The organism is Candidatus Planktophila lacus (assembly GCF_002288385.1).
Classification (GTDB): Bacteria; Actinomycetota; Actinomycetes; order Nanopelagicales; family Nanopelagicaceae; genus Planktophila; species Planktophila lacus_D.
Genome location: NZ_CP016783.1, coordinates 542,829 through 558,667, shown reverse-complemented (window position 1 = coordinate 558,667; position 15,839 = coordinate 542,829). Strand labels below are relative to the sequence as shown.

14 protein-coding genes are annotated in these 15,839 nt (G+C 48.8%); 2 read left to right on the top strand and 12 right to left on the bottom strand.

All coding sequences use genetic code 11. The features are described from left to right. The 11 genes from mraY to A1sIIB60_RS02770 form a co-directional block, all read right to left on the bottom strand. Positions 1-1,059 (bottom strand): phospho-N-acetylmuramoyl-pentapeptide-transferase, encoded by a 1,059-nt coding sequence (gene mraY, locus A1sIIB60_RS02820; RefSeq protein ID WP_095670989.1) that lies wholly within the window; start codon positions 1,057-1,059, stop codon positions 1-3. After that, complete coding sequence (locus A1sIIB60_RS02815) at positions 1,060-2,445, bottom strand: UDP-N-acetylmuramoyl-tripeptide--D-alanyl-D-alanine ligase (protein WP_095689047.1); 1,386 nt, start codon at positions 2,443-2,445, stop codon at positions 1,060-1,062. Next, positions 2,442-3,935, bottom strand: coding sequence for a UDP-N-acetylmuramoyl-L-alanyl-D-glutamate--2,6-diaminopimelate ligase (locus A1sIIB60_RS02810; protein WP_095689046.1), 1,494 nt, complete (start codon positions 3,933-3,935; stop codon positions 2,442-2,444). Before A1sIIB60_RS02810 ends, A1sIIB60_RS02815 begins: the two co-directional genes overlap by 4 nt. Then, the gene (locus A1sIIB60_RS02805) at positions 3,935-5,758 is read right to left on the bottom strand and encodes a peptidoglycan D,D-transpeptidase FtsI family protein (RefSeq protein ID WP_095689045.1); all 1,824 of its coding nucleotides are present in this window, start codon (positions 5,756-5,758) and stop codon (positions 3,935-3,937) included. Before A1sIIB60_RS02805 ends, A1sIIB60_RS02810 begins: the two co-directional genes overlap by 1 nt. After that, positions 5,751-6,182, bottom strand: coding sequence for a cell division protein FtsL (ftsL, locus tag A1sIIB60_RS02800; RefSeq protein ID WP_095689044.1), 432 nt, complete (start codon positions 6,180-6,182; stop codon positions 5,751-5,753). Before ftsL ends, A1sIIB60_RS02805 begins: the two co-directional genes overlap by 8 nt. Next, entirely contained in the window at positions 6,183-7,139 is a 957-nt protein-coding gene (gene rsmH, locus A1sIIB60_RS02795) for a 16S rRNA (cytosine(1402)-N(4))-methyltransferase RsmH (RefSeq protein ID WP_095689043.1), read from the bottom strand. A gap of 210 nt (positions 7,140-7,349) precedes the next feature. Then, on the bottom strand, positions 7,350-7,781 hold the full coding sequence (gene mraZ, locus A1sIIB60_RS02790) for a division/cell wall cluster transcriptional repressor MraZ (protein ID WP_095677281.1): 432 nt from the start codon (positions 7,779-7,781) through the stop codon (positions 7,350-7,352). A 206-nt stretch (positions 7,782-7,987) separates the two neighbouring features. Next, entirely contained in the window at positions 7,988-8,356 is a 369-nt protein-coding gene (locus tag A1sIIB60_RS02785; protein WP_095689042.1) for a DUF3040 domain-containing protein, read from the bottom strand. A gap of 71 nt (positions 8,357-8,427) precedes the next feature. Continuing rightward, a complete protein-coding gene (gene dinB, locus A1sIIB60_RS02780) occupies positions 8,428-9,624 on the bottom strand; it encodes a DNA polymerase IV (protein WP_095689041.1) in 1,197 nt (398 codons plus the stop codon). Next, on the bottom strand, positions 9,621-12,899 hold the full coding sequence (locus A1sIIB60_RS02775; RefSeq protein WP_095689040.1) for a DNA polymerase III subunit alpha: 3,279 nt from the start codon (positions 12,897-12,899) through the stop codon (positions 9,621-9,623). Before A1sIIB60_RS02775 ends, dinB begins: the two co-directional genes overlap by 4 nt. A gap of 7 nt (positions 12,900-12,906) precedes the next feature. Continuing rightward, on the bottom strand, positions 12,907-13,188 hold the full coding sequence (locus A1sIIB60_RS02770) for a DUF6504 family protein (protein WP_095689039.1): 282 nt from the start codon (positions 13,186-13,188) through the stop codon (positions 12,907-12,909). Between the two features lie 180 nt (positions 13,189-13,368). Here A1sIIB60_RS02770 and A1sIIB60_RS02765 point away from each other — a divergent pair, with 180 nt between their 5' ends. After that, positions 13,369-13,797, top strand: a complete 429-nt coding sequence (locus A1sIIB60_RS02765) for a DoxX family protein (RefSeq protein WP_190279224.1) — start codon at positions 13,369-13,371, stop codon at positions 13,795-13,797. A gap of 80 nt (positions 13,798-13,877) precedes the next feature. Further along, on the top strand, positions 13,878-14,615 hold the full coding sequence (locus A1sIIB60_RS02760) for a sulfite exporter TauE/SafE family protein (RefSeq protein ID WP_095689037.1): 738 nt from the start codon (positions 13,878-13,880) through the stop codon (positions 14,613-14,615). Here the strand turns inward: A1sIIB60_RS02760 and A1sIIB60_RS02755 are convergent. Beyond that, positions 14,612-15,823: an MFS transporter gene (locus A1sIIB60_RS02755; RefSeq protein ID WP_095689036.1), complete on the bottom strand. Its 1,212-nt coding sequence runs from the start codon at positions 15,821-15,823 to the stop codon at positions 14,612-14,614. The genes A1sIIB60_RS02760 and A1sIIB60_RS02755 overlap by 4 nt on opposite strands. Positions 15,824-15,839: the final 16 nt, after the last annotated feature.

Genomic DNA, 15,839 nt, shown 5'->3' with positions numbered 1-15,839 from the left:
TTATGCCGTAACCCATTGCGCGTAGAAGAGTCCGAGGCCAGCTGCGACGCAAAGGCCAGCGATGATCCAGAAGCGAAGCACAATTGTTACTTCACCCCAGCCCATTAATTCGAAGTGATGTTGCAGTGGCGCCATCTTGAAGATTCGCTTTCCACCTGAGATTTTAAAGTAGGCAACTTGCAGAATCACTGAAGCGCTAATTATTACAAATAAGCCACCTAGTGGAATTAGTAATAACTCAATACGCAGCGTTGTTGCGATTCCAGCAAGGGCACCGCCCAGTGCTAGCGAACCGGTATCGCCCATAAATATCTTTGCTGGCGAAGCGTTCCACCAGAGAAAACCGGCACAGGCCCCAGCTAGCGCTGCAGATAGAACAGCAATATCTAACGGGTCTCGAACTAGATAGCAGTTAGCGCCAGGTGATACCGCGCAACTCTGACCAAATTCCCAAACGCCAATCAAAATAAATGCGATAAATGTCATTACAGCTGCGCCAGTGGCTAAGCCATCTAAACCATCGGTGAGGTTCACACCATTGCTGGTAGCGGTCACCATTATGACAACCCAGATGATTACCAAGGTGGTTCCTAAAGTAATTGAGGTATCGCGAACGGTAGATAAATTCTGGGATATTGGCGTAAGCCCATCGCGATCTGGAAAGTTGATTCCTAAGTAAGCAAAGGTTGCAGCAACCACAATCTGCCCAAAGATTTTCTGCTTGGCATTTAAACCAAGTGATTTCTGGCGAGAAACCTTTAGCCAATCATCTAAGAATCCAAGAAATCCCAGACCTGCCATCAAACCAAGAACTAAGAGCGCTGAGGTGCTAACTGTGTTTCGCGAAATTGCGTGGGCGATGAAATATCCCACTGCCGTTGCGAAAATGATAATGATGCCGCCCATAGTTGGCGTCCCGCGCTTAGTGTGATGCGAAGAAGGTCCATCATCTCGAATAATTTGTCCATAACCGCGGCGGGCAAGTATGCGAATTAAACCTGGCGTTCCGAAGAGAGATAAGAACAAGGCGATCGCACCAGCGATCAGAATTTCTCTCATTTAATTCTCTCCCCCAACTTCACGGCTATTCCACTTTTCAGTGATTGACTCTGCAACTTCCTCAAACTTCTCTGCGCGAGATGCTTTCACTAGAACTACATCTCCCTGGCTCATCTGACTAACTAACTCATCTGCCAACTCTTTAGAGTCAAGGAGGTGAACTGTCATTGCGCTGGAACCAGTAATCTGCGCGGCATACTCTGGAGAACCCACGCAGACGAGATGGTCAATTCCTAACTCTGAAGCAAGGGTGCCAAGTCGTGAATGGTGTTGAAGCGATGACGCGCCGAGTTCATGCATCTTTCCTAGGAAAGCCCAGGATTGACCGCCCCGTTCTTGGGCAAAGAGCACCAAGGTGCGTAGCGCTGCTTCAGCCGACTCAGGACTTGAATTGTAAGAATCATTGATTAGCACAAGCCCATCTATCTCTGCGATCTCCATCCGCCACTTGCTGTGAAGCTCGGCGGTAGAAAGTGCGCCAGCAATTAGATCAATTGAGATCTTTAAATTGGTTGCGATCGCTGCCGCGGCAAGTGCGTTAGATACTTGATGAATTCCAACAATTCTTAAGCCAACCGATGCACGACCTGCCGGAGTTACTAGATCAAAATGCGGACGGCCCTCGCGAATTTCAATATCTGTGGCTCGAACATCTGCACTTGTTGTCTCACCAAATGTCACCGTTGCGCCGCTGTGCAAGGAAGCCATTGCTGGCGTGTATTGATCGTATTGACCGAGAACCGCTATCGCAGAGCCGCTTAGTGATGAAATCATCTCTGACTTAGCTTTGGCGACTAACTCTTCGGATCCAAATTCACCAACGTGTGCAGTTCCGACTCTGAGAACAACTCCAATATCTGGAGTGGCCATCTGGCATAACTTTGCGATATCGCCAACATGACGAGCTCCCATTTCTAGGATGCAGAATCTGGTTTTCTCGTCGCATTGCAACAAAGTGATCGGTGCACCTAGTTCATTATTGAAGTTTCCAGCCGGGGCCACGGTAGGTGCGACGGTTTCCAAGATGTGGCGGAGCAGATCTTTACTTGTTGTCTTTCCTTGAGAACCAGTTAGCGCAATTACCTTTAATTCAGGTAGCGCCTGGCGAACATAAGATGCAAGTGAGTTAAGCGCTGCAAGAACATCTTTGACGACTATGCAGCGTTCTGGGACTTCCCTAGTTACAAAGGCGAGAACGCAGCCGTGCGCAAAAGCATCTGAAACGAAGTTATGGCCATCAGTTTTTTCACCTACGAGAGCGAGAAAGATTGATCCTTTAGTCGCTTGATTTGAATTAAAGATCGGTGCTGCTGTGACGGTGATATCACTGCCTATTAAATCTCCGCCGACGATCTTGGCGATCTCTGATGCCTTTAATTCAATCATTTCACACCTGCAATCGCCTGTGCCAAAACTTTGCGATCATCAAAATCTAATTTCTGTCCAGCAATCTCTTGCCCGAGTTCGTGGCCCTTACCCAAGATCGCAATTGTGTCTCCTTGCGATGCCAAAGATACGGCGTACTCAATCGCGCTCTTGCGATCTTCAATTACTATCGCTGGCGCAGAAACTTTTAAGTTACCAACCATCTCTTTGAGAATCTGGCTTGGATCTTCAGATCGCGGATTATCACTGGTAAACACTGCAATATCGCAACCCTTTAGAAGCGCTTGCCCCATCAAGGGACGCTTTGAGGAATCGCGATCCCCGCCGCAACCTAGCACGGCGATAACTTTTCCAGATGTAAATTCGCGAATTGATTCGAGCACGTTAGAGACTGCATCAGGAGTGTGCGCATAGTCAACAAAGGCCGAATAACTCTGACCAACGCTTACCTCTTCTAGCCGACCTGCTGCACCTGATAGCGCCGGAACAGCGGCTGCAATATCGATTGGATCCACACCAGATTCAACTGCGATAGCGATAGCCATTAAAAGGTTATCCAAGTTATAGCCACCGCGAAGTTTTGTTGAGGATTCAATAAGCATTCCGCCAGAGCCACGGATTTTAAAGTGAACTTGCTTTCCAGAGGTATCAATATCTGTAAAGTGCCAAGTAGCTTGCGGATTCAGCCGAGATAGAGAGATCACTGGAAGTTCAGTTTTATCAGCCAACCTTGCGCCATATTCAGTATCTATATTGATAACGGCTTGATCTGCAAATTCGTAGGTAAACAACTTGGCTTTGGCTGCAAAATAACTCTCGATATCTCCGTGAAAATCTAGGTGATCCTGAGTCAAGTTTGTGAAACCAACAAAGGCAAAATGTGCGCCTTGCATGCGATGTAAGACCATGGCATGGCTAGAGACTTCCATAACTAGATGGCGCATATGTCGCTCGCGCATTACCGCCGAGAGCGCTTGCAAATCTGTGGCTTCCGGTGTGGTTCGCGAACTATCAATGGCATCTTTTCCGATACGTGTTTCGATCGTTCCGATTAGCCCGCTATCGCGCCCAGCTGCTTCGAATATTTGATAAATCAAAGTAGAAACAGTCGTCTTGCCATTTGTACCGGTAATTCCGATACTCGATAGATCGCGCATTGGTTCGTTGTAGAACAGAGCAGCGATATTGCCCGCAACGCGGCGAGGATCCGCCACAACTAGAACTGGGATGCCCTGAACGTAAGCGGCTCCTGCACTATCGGTCAAAATCGCTACCGCGCCTTTACTTACTGCGCTCATCGCAAACTCTGCACCATGGCGATTAGCACCCGGTATCGCAATAAAGAGATCTCCGGGTTCTACTTGAGAATCGTTATGAGTGAGGCCGGAAATTTCTATCTTAGAAAGTTCCGCTTCGCTTAATTCACAGGTTGCAGAGACAGCGCCGGCGACTTTCGTTAACTTTAAAGTGCTCTGGCTAAATGGGCGCATTATCTGCTCTTTAAACTCGCCTGTGCGGTTGCCGCAGTTTCGCGACGCTCTTTCTGGCGAAGCTCTGCTTGGGTTAGCGCTACTGGAAGAACTTTTGTTCCAGTTGGTGCAACATGCTCTGCCTGCAATACAAATGTCATAACCTTTTTAAATACTGGACCACCGAGTGAGCCACCGTAGTACGAGCCCTTTGGATCTTGGATAGTCACGCTAACAACATACTTTGGAGCATCTGCAGGGGCAAAGCCAATAAATGATGCGGTGTATCCGCTGTAGCAACCACAATCAACGTTGTAACGTTCGGCAGTTCCAGTTTTACCAGCCACTCGATATCCAGGTATCGCCGCACTTGGCGCGGTTCCGTGTCCTGAAACAACTGATTCCATCATCAAGCGAACCTGTTGTGCAGTCTTTGCGCTAACTACTCTCTGGCTGGTGCGATCTGCGGCCACAGTAAACTTTCCAGTGCTGTCGCTAGTGCCTGCAATAACAGTTGGAGAAACGCGAACACCATCATTTGCGATAGTTGCAAAGATGCTAGTTGCCTGCATTGCGGTAACTGAGTATCCCTGACCAAAAGCAACAGTTGGCGCTGTAGTTCCAGACCAATCGCTGACAGGGCGGAATAACCCTTTAGATTCACCAGGTAGACCAGATCCCGTTGATACGCCAATTCCAAATTTAGTTAAATAGTTGTGCAACTTGTCGTTTGAAAGCATTTCGCCAATTTTTATAGTTCCAGTATTTGAGGAAACTGCCAAGATTCCAGAAGTTGTTAGATGCTGAACTGGATGGCGCTCATGGTCGTGGAAGGTATCTCCCCCGCGCTTGATTGAGTAAGGAACAGATAGAACCGTCTCTGGAGTTATCTTCCCTTCTTCAAGCGCAGCAGCCAGAGTCATAATCTTTCCAGTTGAACCAGGCTCATAAACATCTTGTACTGATGGATTTCGCATCAGTGATTGAGAAACCGACTTAGTGTTATTTGGATCAAATGTTGGAGCAGTCGCATGCGCCAAAATATGGCCAGTTTTTGGATCCATGACAATTACTGTTCCGCTAGTTGCACGAGATTTGGAAACCGCGTCTTGAATAGCTTGCGCTGCAACCCACTGCACATCACGGTCGATAGTTAAACGAACCGTTGTGCCCTTCTTTGCCGCAACTATTTCATTCTGTGAACCAGGAATTTCTGCACCTAAGCCACGCGCATATGAATAACGTCCATCGGTTCCGGAAATCAGTGAGTTCATACTTGATTCGAGGCCTGTAGCACCGATTCCATCTTGGCGAACGAAGCCAACAAGAGAGGAGACAAGAGAGCCAGATGGATACTCGCGGATGTAATTGCGCTCGGCGAAGAAACCCAGAATTCGCTTATCAAAATTCTCTTTTGATAGCGCTGCATTATGAGCATCGATGGAATCGCTTAAGGTGCGCCAAATCGCAGGCTTCGCATTTCGAGCAACCATCGAATAGCGCTTTGTTCCAGATATCGCGCTCTGTACCTGCGCAACTGTCATTCCAAGGATTGGCGCAGCAAAGTTCGCGCTGGCAGGTGCATCGGTAATCAAAGTTTGGTCAACGACGATATTTATCGCTGAGACGCTGCGCGCAAAAGCAACGCCATTTATATCGGTTATCTCACCGCGCGCGGCTGGGATAGCACGCGTTGACTCCATCTCATTGGCAGCTTTAGCGCGATAGTCGCTGGCTTGGATCGCCTGGATTTGAATCAAGCGCGCCGCAAATAGTAGGAAGAAGATCAAGATAAAGACGATGAGTATGCGGATGCGAGATGCGGCCAGATTTAAATTACCCACGGGCTACATCTCCATTAGTTATTTCAGAAGTTGCAGCGTCTGCAATTGGTGCCAGGTTTAGAAATACGGGAGATTCAGATGGACGCATTCCGAGTTCGGCTGCTTTCTTAGCTAGCGCCTCTGGTGATGATGCGAGATCAATCTGGCGGTTAATCGCTTCACGTTGATCTGCAACGATCTTGGCTTCAGCCTTTAACTCTGAGAGCGTGAAGGCATCTTGTGCCAGCAAGATATTTACAACTAGCAACATCAACAAACCGATACCGGCAACAACCGATAAGAAGGTTGCAAAGAAGCGATGAGTAGCTTGGGCACCATCAGAAACATTTGGTACTAACTTTAAGAATACTTCTGCAGATTTTTCAGAGAGCTTCTGGCGTGGAGCACGTGGGGCGCGAGTTGCAATCGTTTGGGTAAGTGCCATTTAAGCAGCCAACCTTTCGATCGCACGTAATCGAACCGATGCCGAGCGCGGATTGTTAGCTAACTCTTGATCAGAAGGTGTTTCACCTGATTTGGAAACAAGTGCAAACTTCGCAGCAAATTCTGGAAGATCAACTGGAAGATCACGTGGCGTCTTTGATGTCGAACGCTCAACAAAGATCTCTTTAACGATGCGGTCTTCTAGCGATTGGAAGGAGAGAACAACAACTCGGCCGCCCACCATCAAGAGATCGAGTGCAACAGGTAGTGCGCGAGTAACCGCACCGAGTTCGTCATTGGCTTCAATGCGTAGGGCCTGGAAGGTGCGCTTTGCCGGATTACCACCGGTGCGACGGGTTGCAGCAGGAATGCTCTCTTTAACTAATGTAGCAAGTTCTTGGGTTGAGTTAAGAGGTGCTTTCGCACGGGCCTTAACAATATTTTCAACGATACGTGTTGCAAACTTTTCTTCACCGTAAGTGCGCAGAATCTTTACCAGTGCGCCTGGAGCATAGGTATTTACAATCTCTGAAGCGGTAATCCCGCGAGTGCGGTCCATGCGCATATCAAGAGGCGCATCTTGTGAATATGAAAATCCGCGATCTACTTCATCTAATTGAATGGATGAAACGCCAAGATCAAAGAGGATTCCATTCACGCTTTTATACCCATGGCTAGCAACAACTTCACCAATGCGATCGAAGATAGCGTGGTTTGGTTTGAAGCGATCTCCGAAGCGAGCAAGGCGTGCAGATGCGCGTTCTAAGGCAATTGGATCGCGATCGATTCCGATTACGGTAAGGGTTGGAAACTTTTCAAGGAGGGCTTCGGTGTGACCGCCTAAACCAAGTGTGCAATCAACGATAACTGGTGATTGGGTTAGCTGAGTTGTTGGAGAGAGTAGTTCAATGCAACGATCAAGCATTACTGAAATATGTTGCGTACTTGCATCGTTCATACACTCCCCCTTTTCTTAACTAGTTATCTCGCATTTACTTATTTAACTTCATCTCTCATCTCTGGTCACCGCCGGCCGACGGATCTAACGAAAGCGACACCGGGGAAGGGGTGTCGCTGCCGGCTTTAGGTCGGCGGTGGCCACAGATGAGAGCGCTATTTAATTTTTTACTTGCTATTTAGTTGTTTTATTAAGTTGTATTAATTTTTCTCAGAAGAGACCCGGAAAAATCTCCTCTGAAACCTCGGCAAAGCCCTTTTCGCGATCTGATAAATAAGAGTTCCAAGCTGCGTTATCCCAAATTTCAACGCGAGTATTTGCACCAATGACAACGCACTCTTTTTCAAGTCCTGCATATGTGCGAAGTCCTGCAGGAATAGTTACGCGACCTTGGCGATCAGGAATTTCATCGTGTGCGCCGGCAAACATCACGCGCATGTAATCGCGGGCATTCTTTGATGTAACTGGTGCCTGGCGCAGTGTTTCGGTGATCGTTGCAAATTCAGCAGATGGAAAAACGTAGAGACAACGTTCTTGTCCTTTTGTGATTACTAAACCTGCAGAGAGTTCTTCGCGGAATTTTGCGGGAAGGATTAAGCGGCCCTTTTCATCAAGGCGTGGCTCGTGGGTACCGAGAAACATCTTCGCGAACCCCCTTCCCCGAGGACTCTGATAAGCGGCAATTCCCGCTTAATCCCCCACTTTACTCCACTTTCCTCCTTTTTCAACCACCCTCCGCCACCTTTCCCCCACAGCCTCCCCACGCCTCCCCACCGGTTTTGCCCGCAAATAGGCAAGAAAAAAGCCCCCGCGTGAGCGAGGGCTTGGTAGGTCTGATTTAGCGGCGGTTAGCCGTTATTGCGCTGATCCCAACGATCTTCAAAACCTTGGGTGAAGCCCTTTCCAAAGCCTTTACCGCGTGGGCGCTTGGCAAAGGAACCCTGGCGAGCGCCGTTAGCCGCAGCCGAGATCGCATTGGCCAAGACGATTACGCCTACGAGGGCGAAGATAAAGCCGACGACGCCGACGACGGTGACCTGTGCGATTAGGCCGGCAAAGAGAGTGGCGATTCCTACGATTAGGGCGACAACACCAATTGCAGCGCCTGGGCCGCGACGGCGTGTACCTGAGAGCGTGGAGACGAGAGCTGGGTCATCAGCTGATAGCGCCTGCTCCATCTCGGCTAGCAAGCGTAATTCGCGATCGGAAAGTGCCATATGCCCACAATAGAACAAGATTTCTCTAGGTGCTAGTTGGTTCACCAACTAGTCCAGAGGACCTAGCGGTGCTAGTCGGTCTCTTCCTCATCAGATTCAGCCTTAATCAGGCGCCCCGGCCGCACACTGCCCCTCCCAAAGCGCGCCTTTGCACGATCAATTGCCCCTTCAGCATCGCGCCAACCCTTTTCACGCGCACCCAAGACCAACTGTTCTGGTGAATCATCCTGCAAGTTTTCCAATGAGACTCCAACTAAGCGAAGCCGTGCGCGATCGATCTTTAACGCCAAGTAAAGCGCCTTAACAACTTCGTAAACCTCGTGGGTGCTATCGATTGCAAGTGGCAGAGTCTTTGAGCGGTTGATCGTTGAGAAATCTGCAAAGCGCACCTTGATCGAAATTGTCTTTGCAAATAAACCTTTCTCGCGAAGTCGCGCCGTTGCTTTCTCGGTCATACGTAGAAACTCTTGCAAGATCTCAATTGGATTATCAAGATCGGTGGAAAATGTTTCAGCAGCCGAAATTGATTTATCTGGTTCTTCAGGTGTGACATCGCGATAGTCGCGCCCCCACGCAAGTTCATAAAGTGAAGCACCTGCTGCATCACCAAGTGCGCGAATCAAAGTGCTGCGCGGCGTGTTTGCGATATCTGCAACTGTATGAAGCCCAAGTCTTTCCAGCTGTTCAGCAGTCTTTGGCCCGACTCCCCAGATTGCGCCAACTGGCAGTGGATGTAGGAAAGTCAAGATGCGATCAGTTGTTATTTCGAGCATGCCATTTGGTTTGCAATGTTGTGATGCGAGCTTTGCAATAAATTTTGAAGGAGCGATACCGACTGAACAGGTTATGCCTTCTTCTTGCTCAACCCTGGCGCGGATAGCCGTTGCAATTTCGCGACCTGTGCCCAGTAATTTGCGCGCACCTGTTACATCTAAGAAAGCTTCATCTAGTGAGATCGGTTCTACCAGCGGAGTGAATGATTCGAAGATCTTCATTACGCGTTCGGAGATTTCAGAGTATCGATGGTGATCTGGTGCGATAAAGATTGCGTTCGGTGCCATACGTTGCGCCCGGCCTACTGGCATTGCTGCACGGATTCCGAATTTACGTGCGGCGTAGTTTGCAGATAGAACAACGCCGCGGGCACCTGCGCCAACAACAACTGCCTTACCGCGAAGTTCTGGGTGATCGAGTTCGGCAACAGATGCATAGAAGGCATCCATATCCACATGCAAGATCGTGGACTCTTGCGCTTTCTCTTGGGTCATATCGCTCTCTCGATTAATTTGCGCGACCACTTTTCATAAGCCTGGCGTAGGTCCCAGGCACCGCTAGCGTTGATCGAGATACCGCGTTCGCCGGTGCGTCTAGTTTTGCCACGGACTAACAATAAGGATGTTGAGTAGAGAGTGGAAGCAAAACCCTCTTGCGCATCAGAGAAGAATGTTGAATCAGTGCAACCATAACCATCATCGAGAGTTAAGAAGATAACGCGCCGCCCAGAGCGCACTGGTGGGGTCTGCATCGCCACCTTTACTCCTGCAACCAAGATATCGCTCTGTGATCGAAGTGTTAGTAGATCCGATGATTTAACTGCGCCGATGGCATTTAGAAATGGCGCGTAGAACTCGAGCATATGGTGGGTGATATCCATTCCTAAGCGCTCGACTTCGTTACGCACTTTTTCAGAAGCGCCCATCGCAGGTAGACCACTGGTGGCAAGTGCGGGTGGGGCAAAGCCAAAGACCATCTGCGAACCAGAAATATTTGAAGCCGGTGAACGAGTTAGATCAGATAAATGCAGAAGTAGATCGCGATGATTTAGGGCGCCATCGCTAAGCGAGTGCACTCGATCGAAAGCGCCAGTCATGATTAAAGTTTCGATGATTGGATGTGAGGCACCTGATCTGCGATAGAAATCTGCTAAATCAATATAGGGACGCCCTGCGATTATTGAATCGATCTCCCCCGCGCTAATGCCGCCAACTGTAGAAAGTGCGATACGTACGCTGTAAGCGCCTTCGTTACTTTTCTCAACTGTGTAGTTTTCATTTGAAAAATTGATATCAAGCGGTGCCAGCCCAACGCCTAACTGACGTGCTTCATCAACCATCAAACGCTTTGGGTACATGCCAGGGTCGTGGGTAAGAACACCGGCGATAAATGCTGCTGGGTAATGGCTCTTTAAATATGCAGATTGATAAGTAGGAAGTGCGAAAGCTGCAGCGTGTGCCTTACAGAAACCAAAGGATGCAAAGGCGCGCAAGACATCCCAGATCTCGGTAATAGTTGTTAACTCGTAAACGCGCGCGGTTGCGGCAGGAAAGAACCAATCGCAGACTTCTTGTTGGCCTTCTTTACTGCCTAAAGCGCGCCGTTTTTCGTCGGCGGCAGCTAGAGATATGCCGGTCATGGTGGCGATAATTGAGATCACTTGTTCGTGAAATACAACCACGCCTTCAGTTTCAGCCAAGATCTCGTAGAGATCAGGATGAATTATCTGCGCCGAAGTAAAGCCATGGCGCGCACTTAAGAAGGGGCGGATCATGTCGCTCTTTACTGGGCCAGGGCGAAAGAGCGAGATATCGATTACGAGATCGTTAAAAGTTTTCGGAGTTAACTTTCCGACAAGCTCACGTTGCCCCGGGCTTTCGACTTGAAAGATACCTAAGGTGCGGGTTGATTGGATTAACTCGTAAGTTGCTTTGTCATCTAGTGGCACGGCATCAATATCAATTTCGGCTTGATCAACTCGTTTTATTTCTGCAACAGCATGAGCAATTGTTGATTGCATCCGCACACCCAGGATGTCGAGTTTTAGTAAACCGATTTCTTCAACATCATCTTTATCGAATTCAACCATTGGGTAACCGCCGGCGTTAAATTGAACTGGCGCGCGATCTAGCAAGCCTGCATCAGAGAGAACAACGGCGCATGGGTGCATCGCTAAATGGCGCGGTAAGCCATCAAGGCGCTGGGCAAGTGAGATCGCCATCGCGGTAAGGGGCGCCGATAAATTAAGTGAGCGAAGTTCAGGAAGTGATTTAAGAGTTGCTTCGATATTGCGGGCGCGCACATGCGGCATAGATTTAGCGATTAGATCGATCTCCATCGGCGACATACCAAGTGCGGCGCCGGTATCGCGGATAGCGTTTCGGGCGCGGTAGGTGTCAACCATCGCCACAGTTGCACATCGCGAGAGCGCACCTGGTGCGCGCCAATCGGTATCTCCATAGCGTTTAAAGACCATGTCGTAAATTTCTAAACGCCGTGCGGATTCAACATCGATATCTATATCGGGAAGAGCGCGACGTAGCGGTGAACAGAAACGTTCCATTAAAAGGCCATGGCGCATTGGGTCTACGCCAGAGATGCCAAGTAAGTGACAGATCAAAGAGCCCGCGCCACTGCCGCGAGCTGCAACGCGGATATTGTTTTCGCGCGCCATATCGGTGATATCAGCAACGGTTAAGAAATATGACTCGTAACCAAGGGTTGCAACTGTTGCGAGTTCATCATCTAAACGAGTGCGCGCTTTAGCGATGAGAGTTGAATCGTTGTAGCGCCAATTGATTCCGGATTCGCAACGGCTGCGCAGCAAAGTGCGCATTTGATTGGCCGAATCTGCCCCAACCACATGGGGTTCGGGTAGATGGATCGCCCCTAAACCAAGATCGCGTTGTGGCGATAACAGCGCGCGTTCGGCCCATTGTCGCGTGGTGTTTAAAAGTGCACGTGGCGTTCGTTCTCCTGCAGCGCGCGCAATTTCGGCGGCGAGTGAAACCATTTGTTCGTTAGATTTTAAATAACCTTCGGCGTTACGTCTTTCGAGGTGGCGTTGATGCAACGGAACTAATTGGCGCGCACAATCGAGGATGTCGGCAACTGGTCCATCGGCGGCATCGCGCATCCGCACCGCATTGGTGATAACTGCATCGATATCGTGATCGCGGGCAAAGATTAAAGAGCGCGCGGCATGTGTTGTTGAAAACGGGCCTTTGCCAGCAACAAGATGTGAAACACAGTCAATTGCTTGATCACCAAAGAAGGGGCGAGTCTTATTAAATAACTCGTAGGCGATATCGCTGCGGTGCAAGACTAGCGCTTGGCTTAAAGGTGATTCAGGGCCGTGCAGCAAATGTAACTGTGTTGAGTATTCGCTAAAGCGTTGCAGTAGTTCGAGGGTAATAACTGGCTTGCGATCAACGGCGTTCATGGATAGTCCGGTCATGAAACGAACAAGTGCGCGCCATCCCCCGTCTCCATGTGCCAGAACTGTTACACGTGGCAGATCTTTCGCTAAGGGGTTTTTATTGTTCGGATCGTTTAACAAATCGATAGCTAAATTAACTCCGATAATCGGTGCGATCCCGTACTGCAGGCAGGCGCGGGCAAAGCGAATGGATCCTGATAAACCATCGCGATCGGTGAGAGCGAGCGCCGGTGATTCAAATTCGGCAGCGCGTTGCACCAGATCTTGCGGCTGCGTTGTTCCGTATTTAAGCGAGAAGGCGCTCGATGTACGTAGATGTATAAAACTCATACTTGTCTCATACTTGTTTAACGATCCACGAACCTGTTATCTCGTCGCGTTCTAATTGAAAGGTGTTAAGTGCACCGATAGGAGCAGCTTCAACTGTCCATAAAGCGCGAGCGCCATCATCGGGGCGATAGATGCCATCGCTAACCCGGTTCCACCAACCACCTGCTTCACACCAACGCGATAGAACTGCATGGATGCGAAAACGTTTGCCGCGAAAGGTGAATTCGATGGGCGTTGCTGCTCCATCGGAAACTACTTCGTAGGCTGGTGATATCTCTGGGACTGACATTTTTACGCGCCTCTGGCCTTCCTGTGGATAATTCGAACATGTGTTCGAAAACTAGCCCAAGGCCCTGACATTGGCAAGAAAGGTGTGTCGCCACGCTCAAAATAGTTGAAAGTTCAACTATCTCCCCTACAATTGCCAGAGTCAGAACCGCTATTAATCAGTTTCTAAATAAGGAGAATCATGGACGTAGTACTCGTAATTGGCCGAATTCTTTTCGCCTTCATCTTTATCACCTCAGGAATCGCTCACTTTGCCAAGCTTGAAATGATGACTGGCTATGCCAAGTACAAGAAGTTGCCTGCTGCAAAGCTCGGCGTAATCGCAAGTGGCCTTTTCTTCCTTCTCGGTGGAATCTACATCGCACTCGGCTTCTGGGTAGACCTTGGCGCTCTAATGCTTGCAATCACTTTGGTGCTTGCCGCAGTCATCTTCCACAACTACTGGAAAGAGACTGATGCAACTGCAAAGCAGAACGAAATGATCGCTTTCAACAAGGATCTCGCTTTAGCTGGCGCATCACTAATCATCTTCGCACTTATCTACAGCGGTGCAATTTCAGCAGATGCTTTCGGTCCACACATCGGAAACATCTCTTTCTTCAACAAGTAAATTCAATAAGTTACAAAGCTTTATCCAAAACGGCTCCCAGAGATGGGGGCCGTTTTGCTTTTGGGTGAGATTATTAAGAAATGGATATCTTGCTGGCGCTGATTTCTGGTGGAGCTATAGGCGCAGTTTTAGGCGTTGTAGGCGCCGGTGGAGCAATGCTCTCGGTTCCGATTCTTTTATATGTATTTGGGTTTACCGCAATTCCTGCAACCACAGGTGCGCTAGCGATAGTTCTTGCTGCCGCTATAGCAGGCTCTATTCCAAAAATTCGCGCCAAGCAGATTCTCTACCGTGAAGCAGTAGTCATTTGGGCACTTGGGTTAGTTACCAACCTCGCGGCCTCGATCTTGGCTCACAAGTTAAGCGATCAAGTAATCACAACTGGATTTAGCATTACATTGTTTATTGCAGCGCTTTCAATGCTTAAAAAATCTGAAGAACAAGAAGAACGCAGGATGTCGATTGGCTTCCTGGTGTTGCTCTCTTTGGGCATTGGCGCGATAACCGGACTTTTCGGAATCGGTGGTGGCTTCATAGTCATTCCCGTGTTGATGCATGCCTTTGGAACGCCGGCACGGGTTGCAACTGGAACTTCACTAGCTGTTATTGCTCTTAACTCGATAACTGCATTTATTGGCCATCAATCACACTGGGATGAAGTTGATTGGAAGATTCCACTCGTGATGGCAGCTAGTGCGATGGTTATCGCCTTATTGTCTTCTCATCACCAAACTCATAGCAATGTATTAGCAAAGAAGTTCTTTGCCGGCGTACTCGTTGTATTGGCAATCTTTACTTTATTGCAAACTTGGATTTAAGCCTTACCTGTCTTAATCGACTTCGATAAGAAGCCCGCCAGAATCAACATCAAAACCGGATAAGCCATACCAATTGAAAGATTTGTATATTCGGCGATCAAACCTGTAACCGTTGGACCGAAGAAGAAGCCGGCGATACCAATTACACCAACGCGCGATATTGCAACTGCTGGCGCAATCCCTGGAGTCTTACTTGCCGCCAAGATAAATGCAGGAAACATTGGACCAATGCCAAGGCCTGCTGCGATGAAGCCGATATTCACAATTATCAGCGCAGGAATTGGATAAGAATCCGACATTGGAATCGCAATTAGCATCGCAATCCCCCAAATACTTCCGCCGAAATATCCACCAAGTTTTACTAAACGCGCTGGACCGAAATAATCGAGTGCGCGATCGCCTAAGAAGCGGCTGACAATCATGGCGAGAGCAAAGGATGCGAATGCTGATGCATAAACACCTTTGCCATAGCCCATTTCATCGCGCAATAAAATTGCGCCCCAGTCACTTGCCGCGCCTTCACCGACCAAGCTGGCGAGAAGTCCGACGCCCAAGAACCAGAGCGGCATAACAGATTTACCGAAAAGCGGAATCTTTGCTTGATGTTCTTCATCGCCCTTATGCCCGTCAATCGATGAAGGAAGCAAATAGTAAGCAGCGATGAGATAGGCGATCAAAGAGACGATCGCAATGGCAACCAAATTTGTGCGCGGTGAAACATGGCGAGTAATTGCGCCACCAAGAACAGTTGTCACAAACGCGCCCATGCTCCACATTGCGTGAAATGAGGACATGTAACGGCGGCCCAAAATATTTTCAACCACGGTTGCTTGAAAGTTGTAACACATATCAATCAGGGCATAGCCAAGGCCCATGGTGTACAAAGTCAAGAACAAGGTGACTGCATTAGTTGCTAGGCCCATACCCGCTAACCCAGCAGGCATTATGAATACTCCAACGAAAATTACCTTCTGCGATCCGAAGGTATGCATCAACCTTCCGGCAAGCTGTGCTCCAGTAATTGATCCGAAGGTGCTTCCCAAAAGAACAAAGCCAAAAGCTCCATTTGAAAGCCCGATTAGATCTTTAATCTCGGGAATGCGCGGAACCCAACCCATAGAAACTATTCCGAGCAAGAGGAAACAGACGCGAAGAGAATTTCTAGCTAATTTCGCACGGTGGTTTTGATCAAGTGCTCCGATAGACATTCGCCAAGGGTATCCT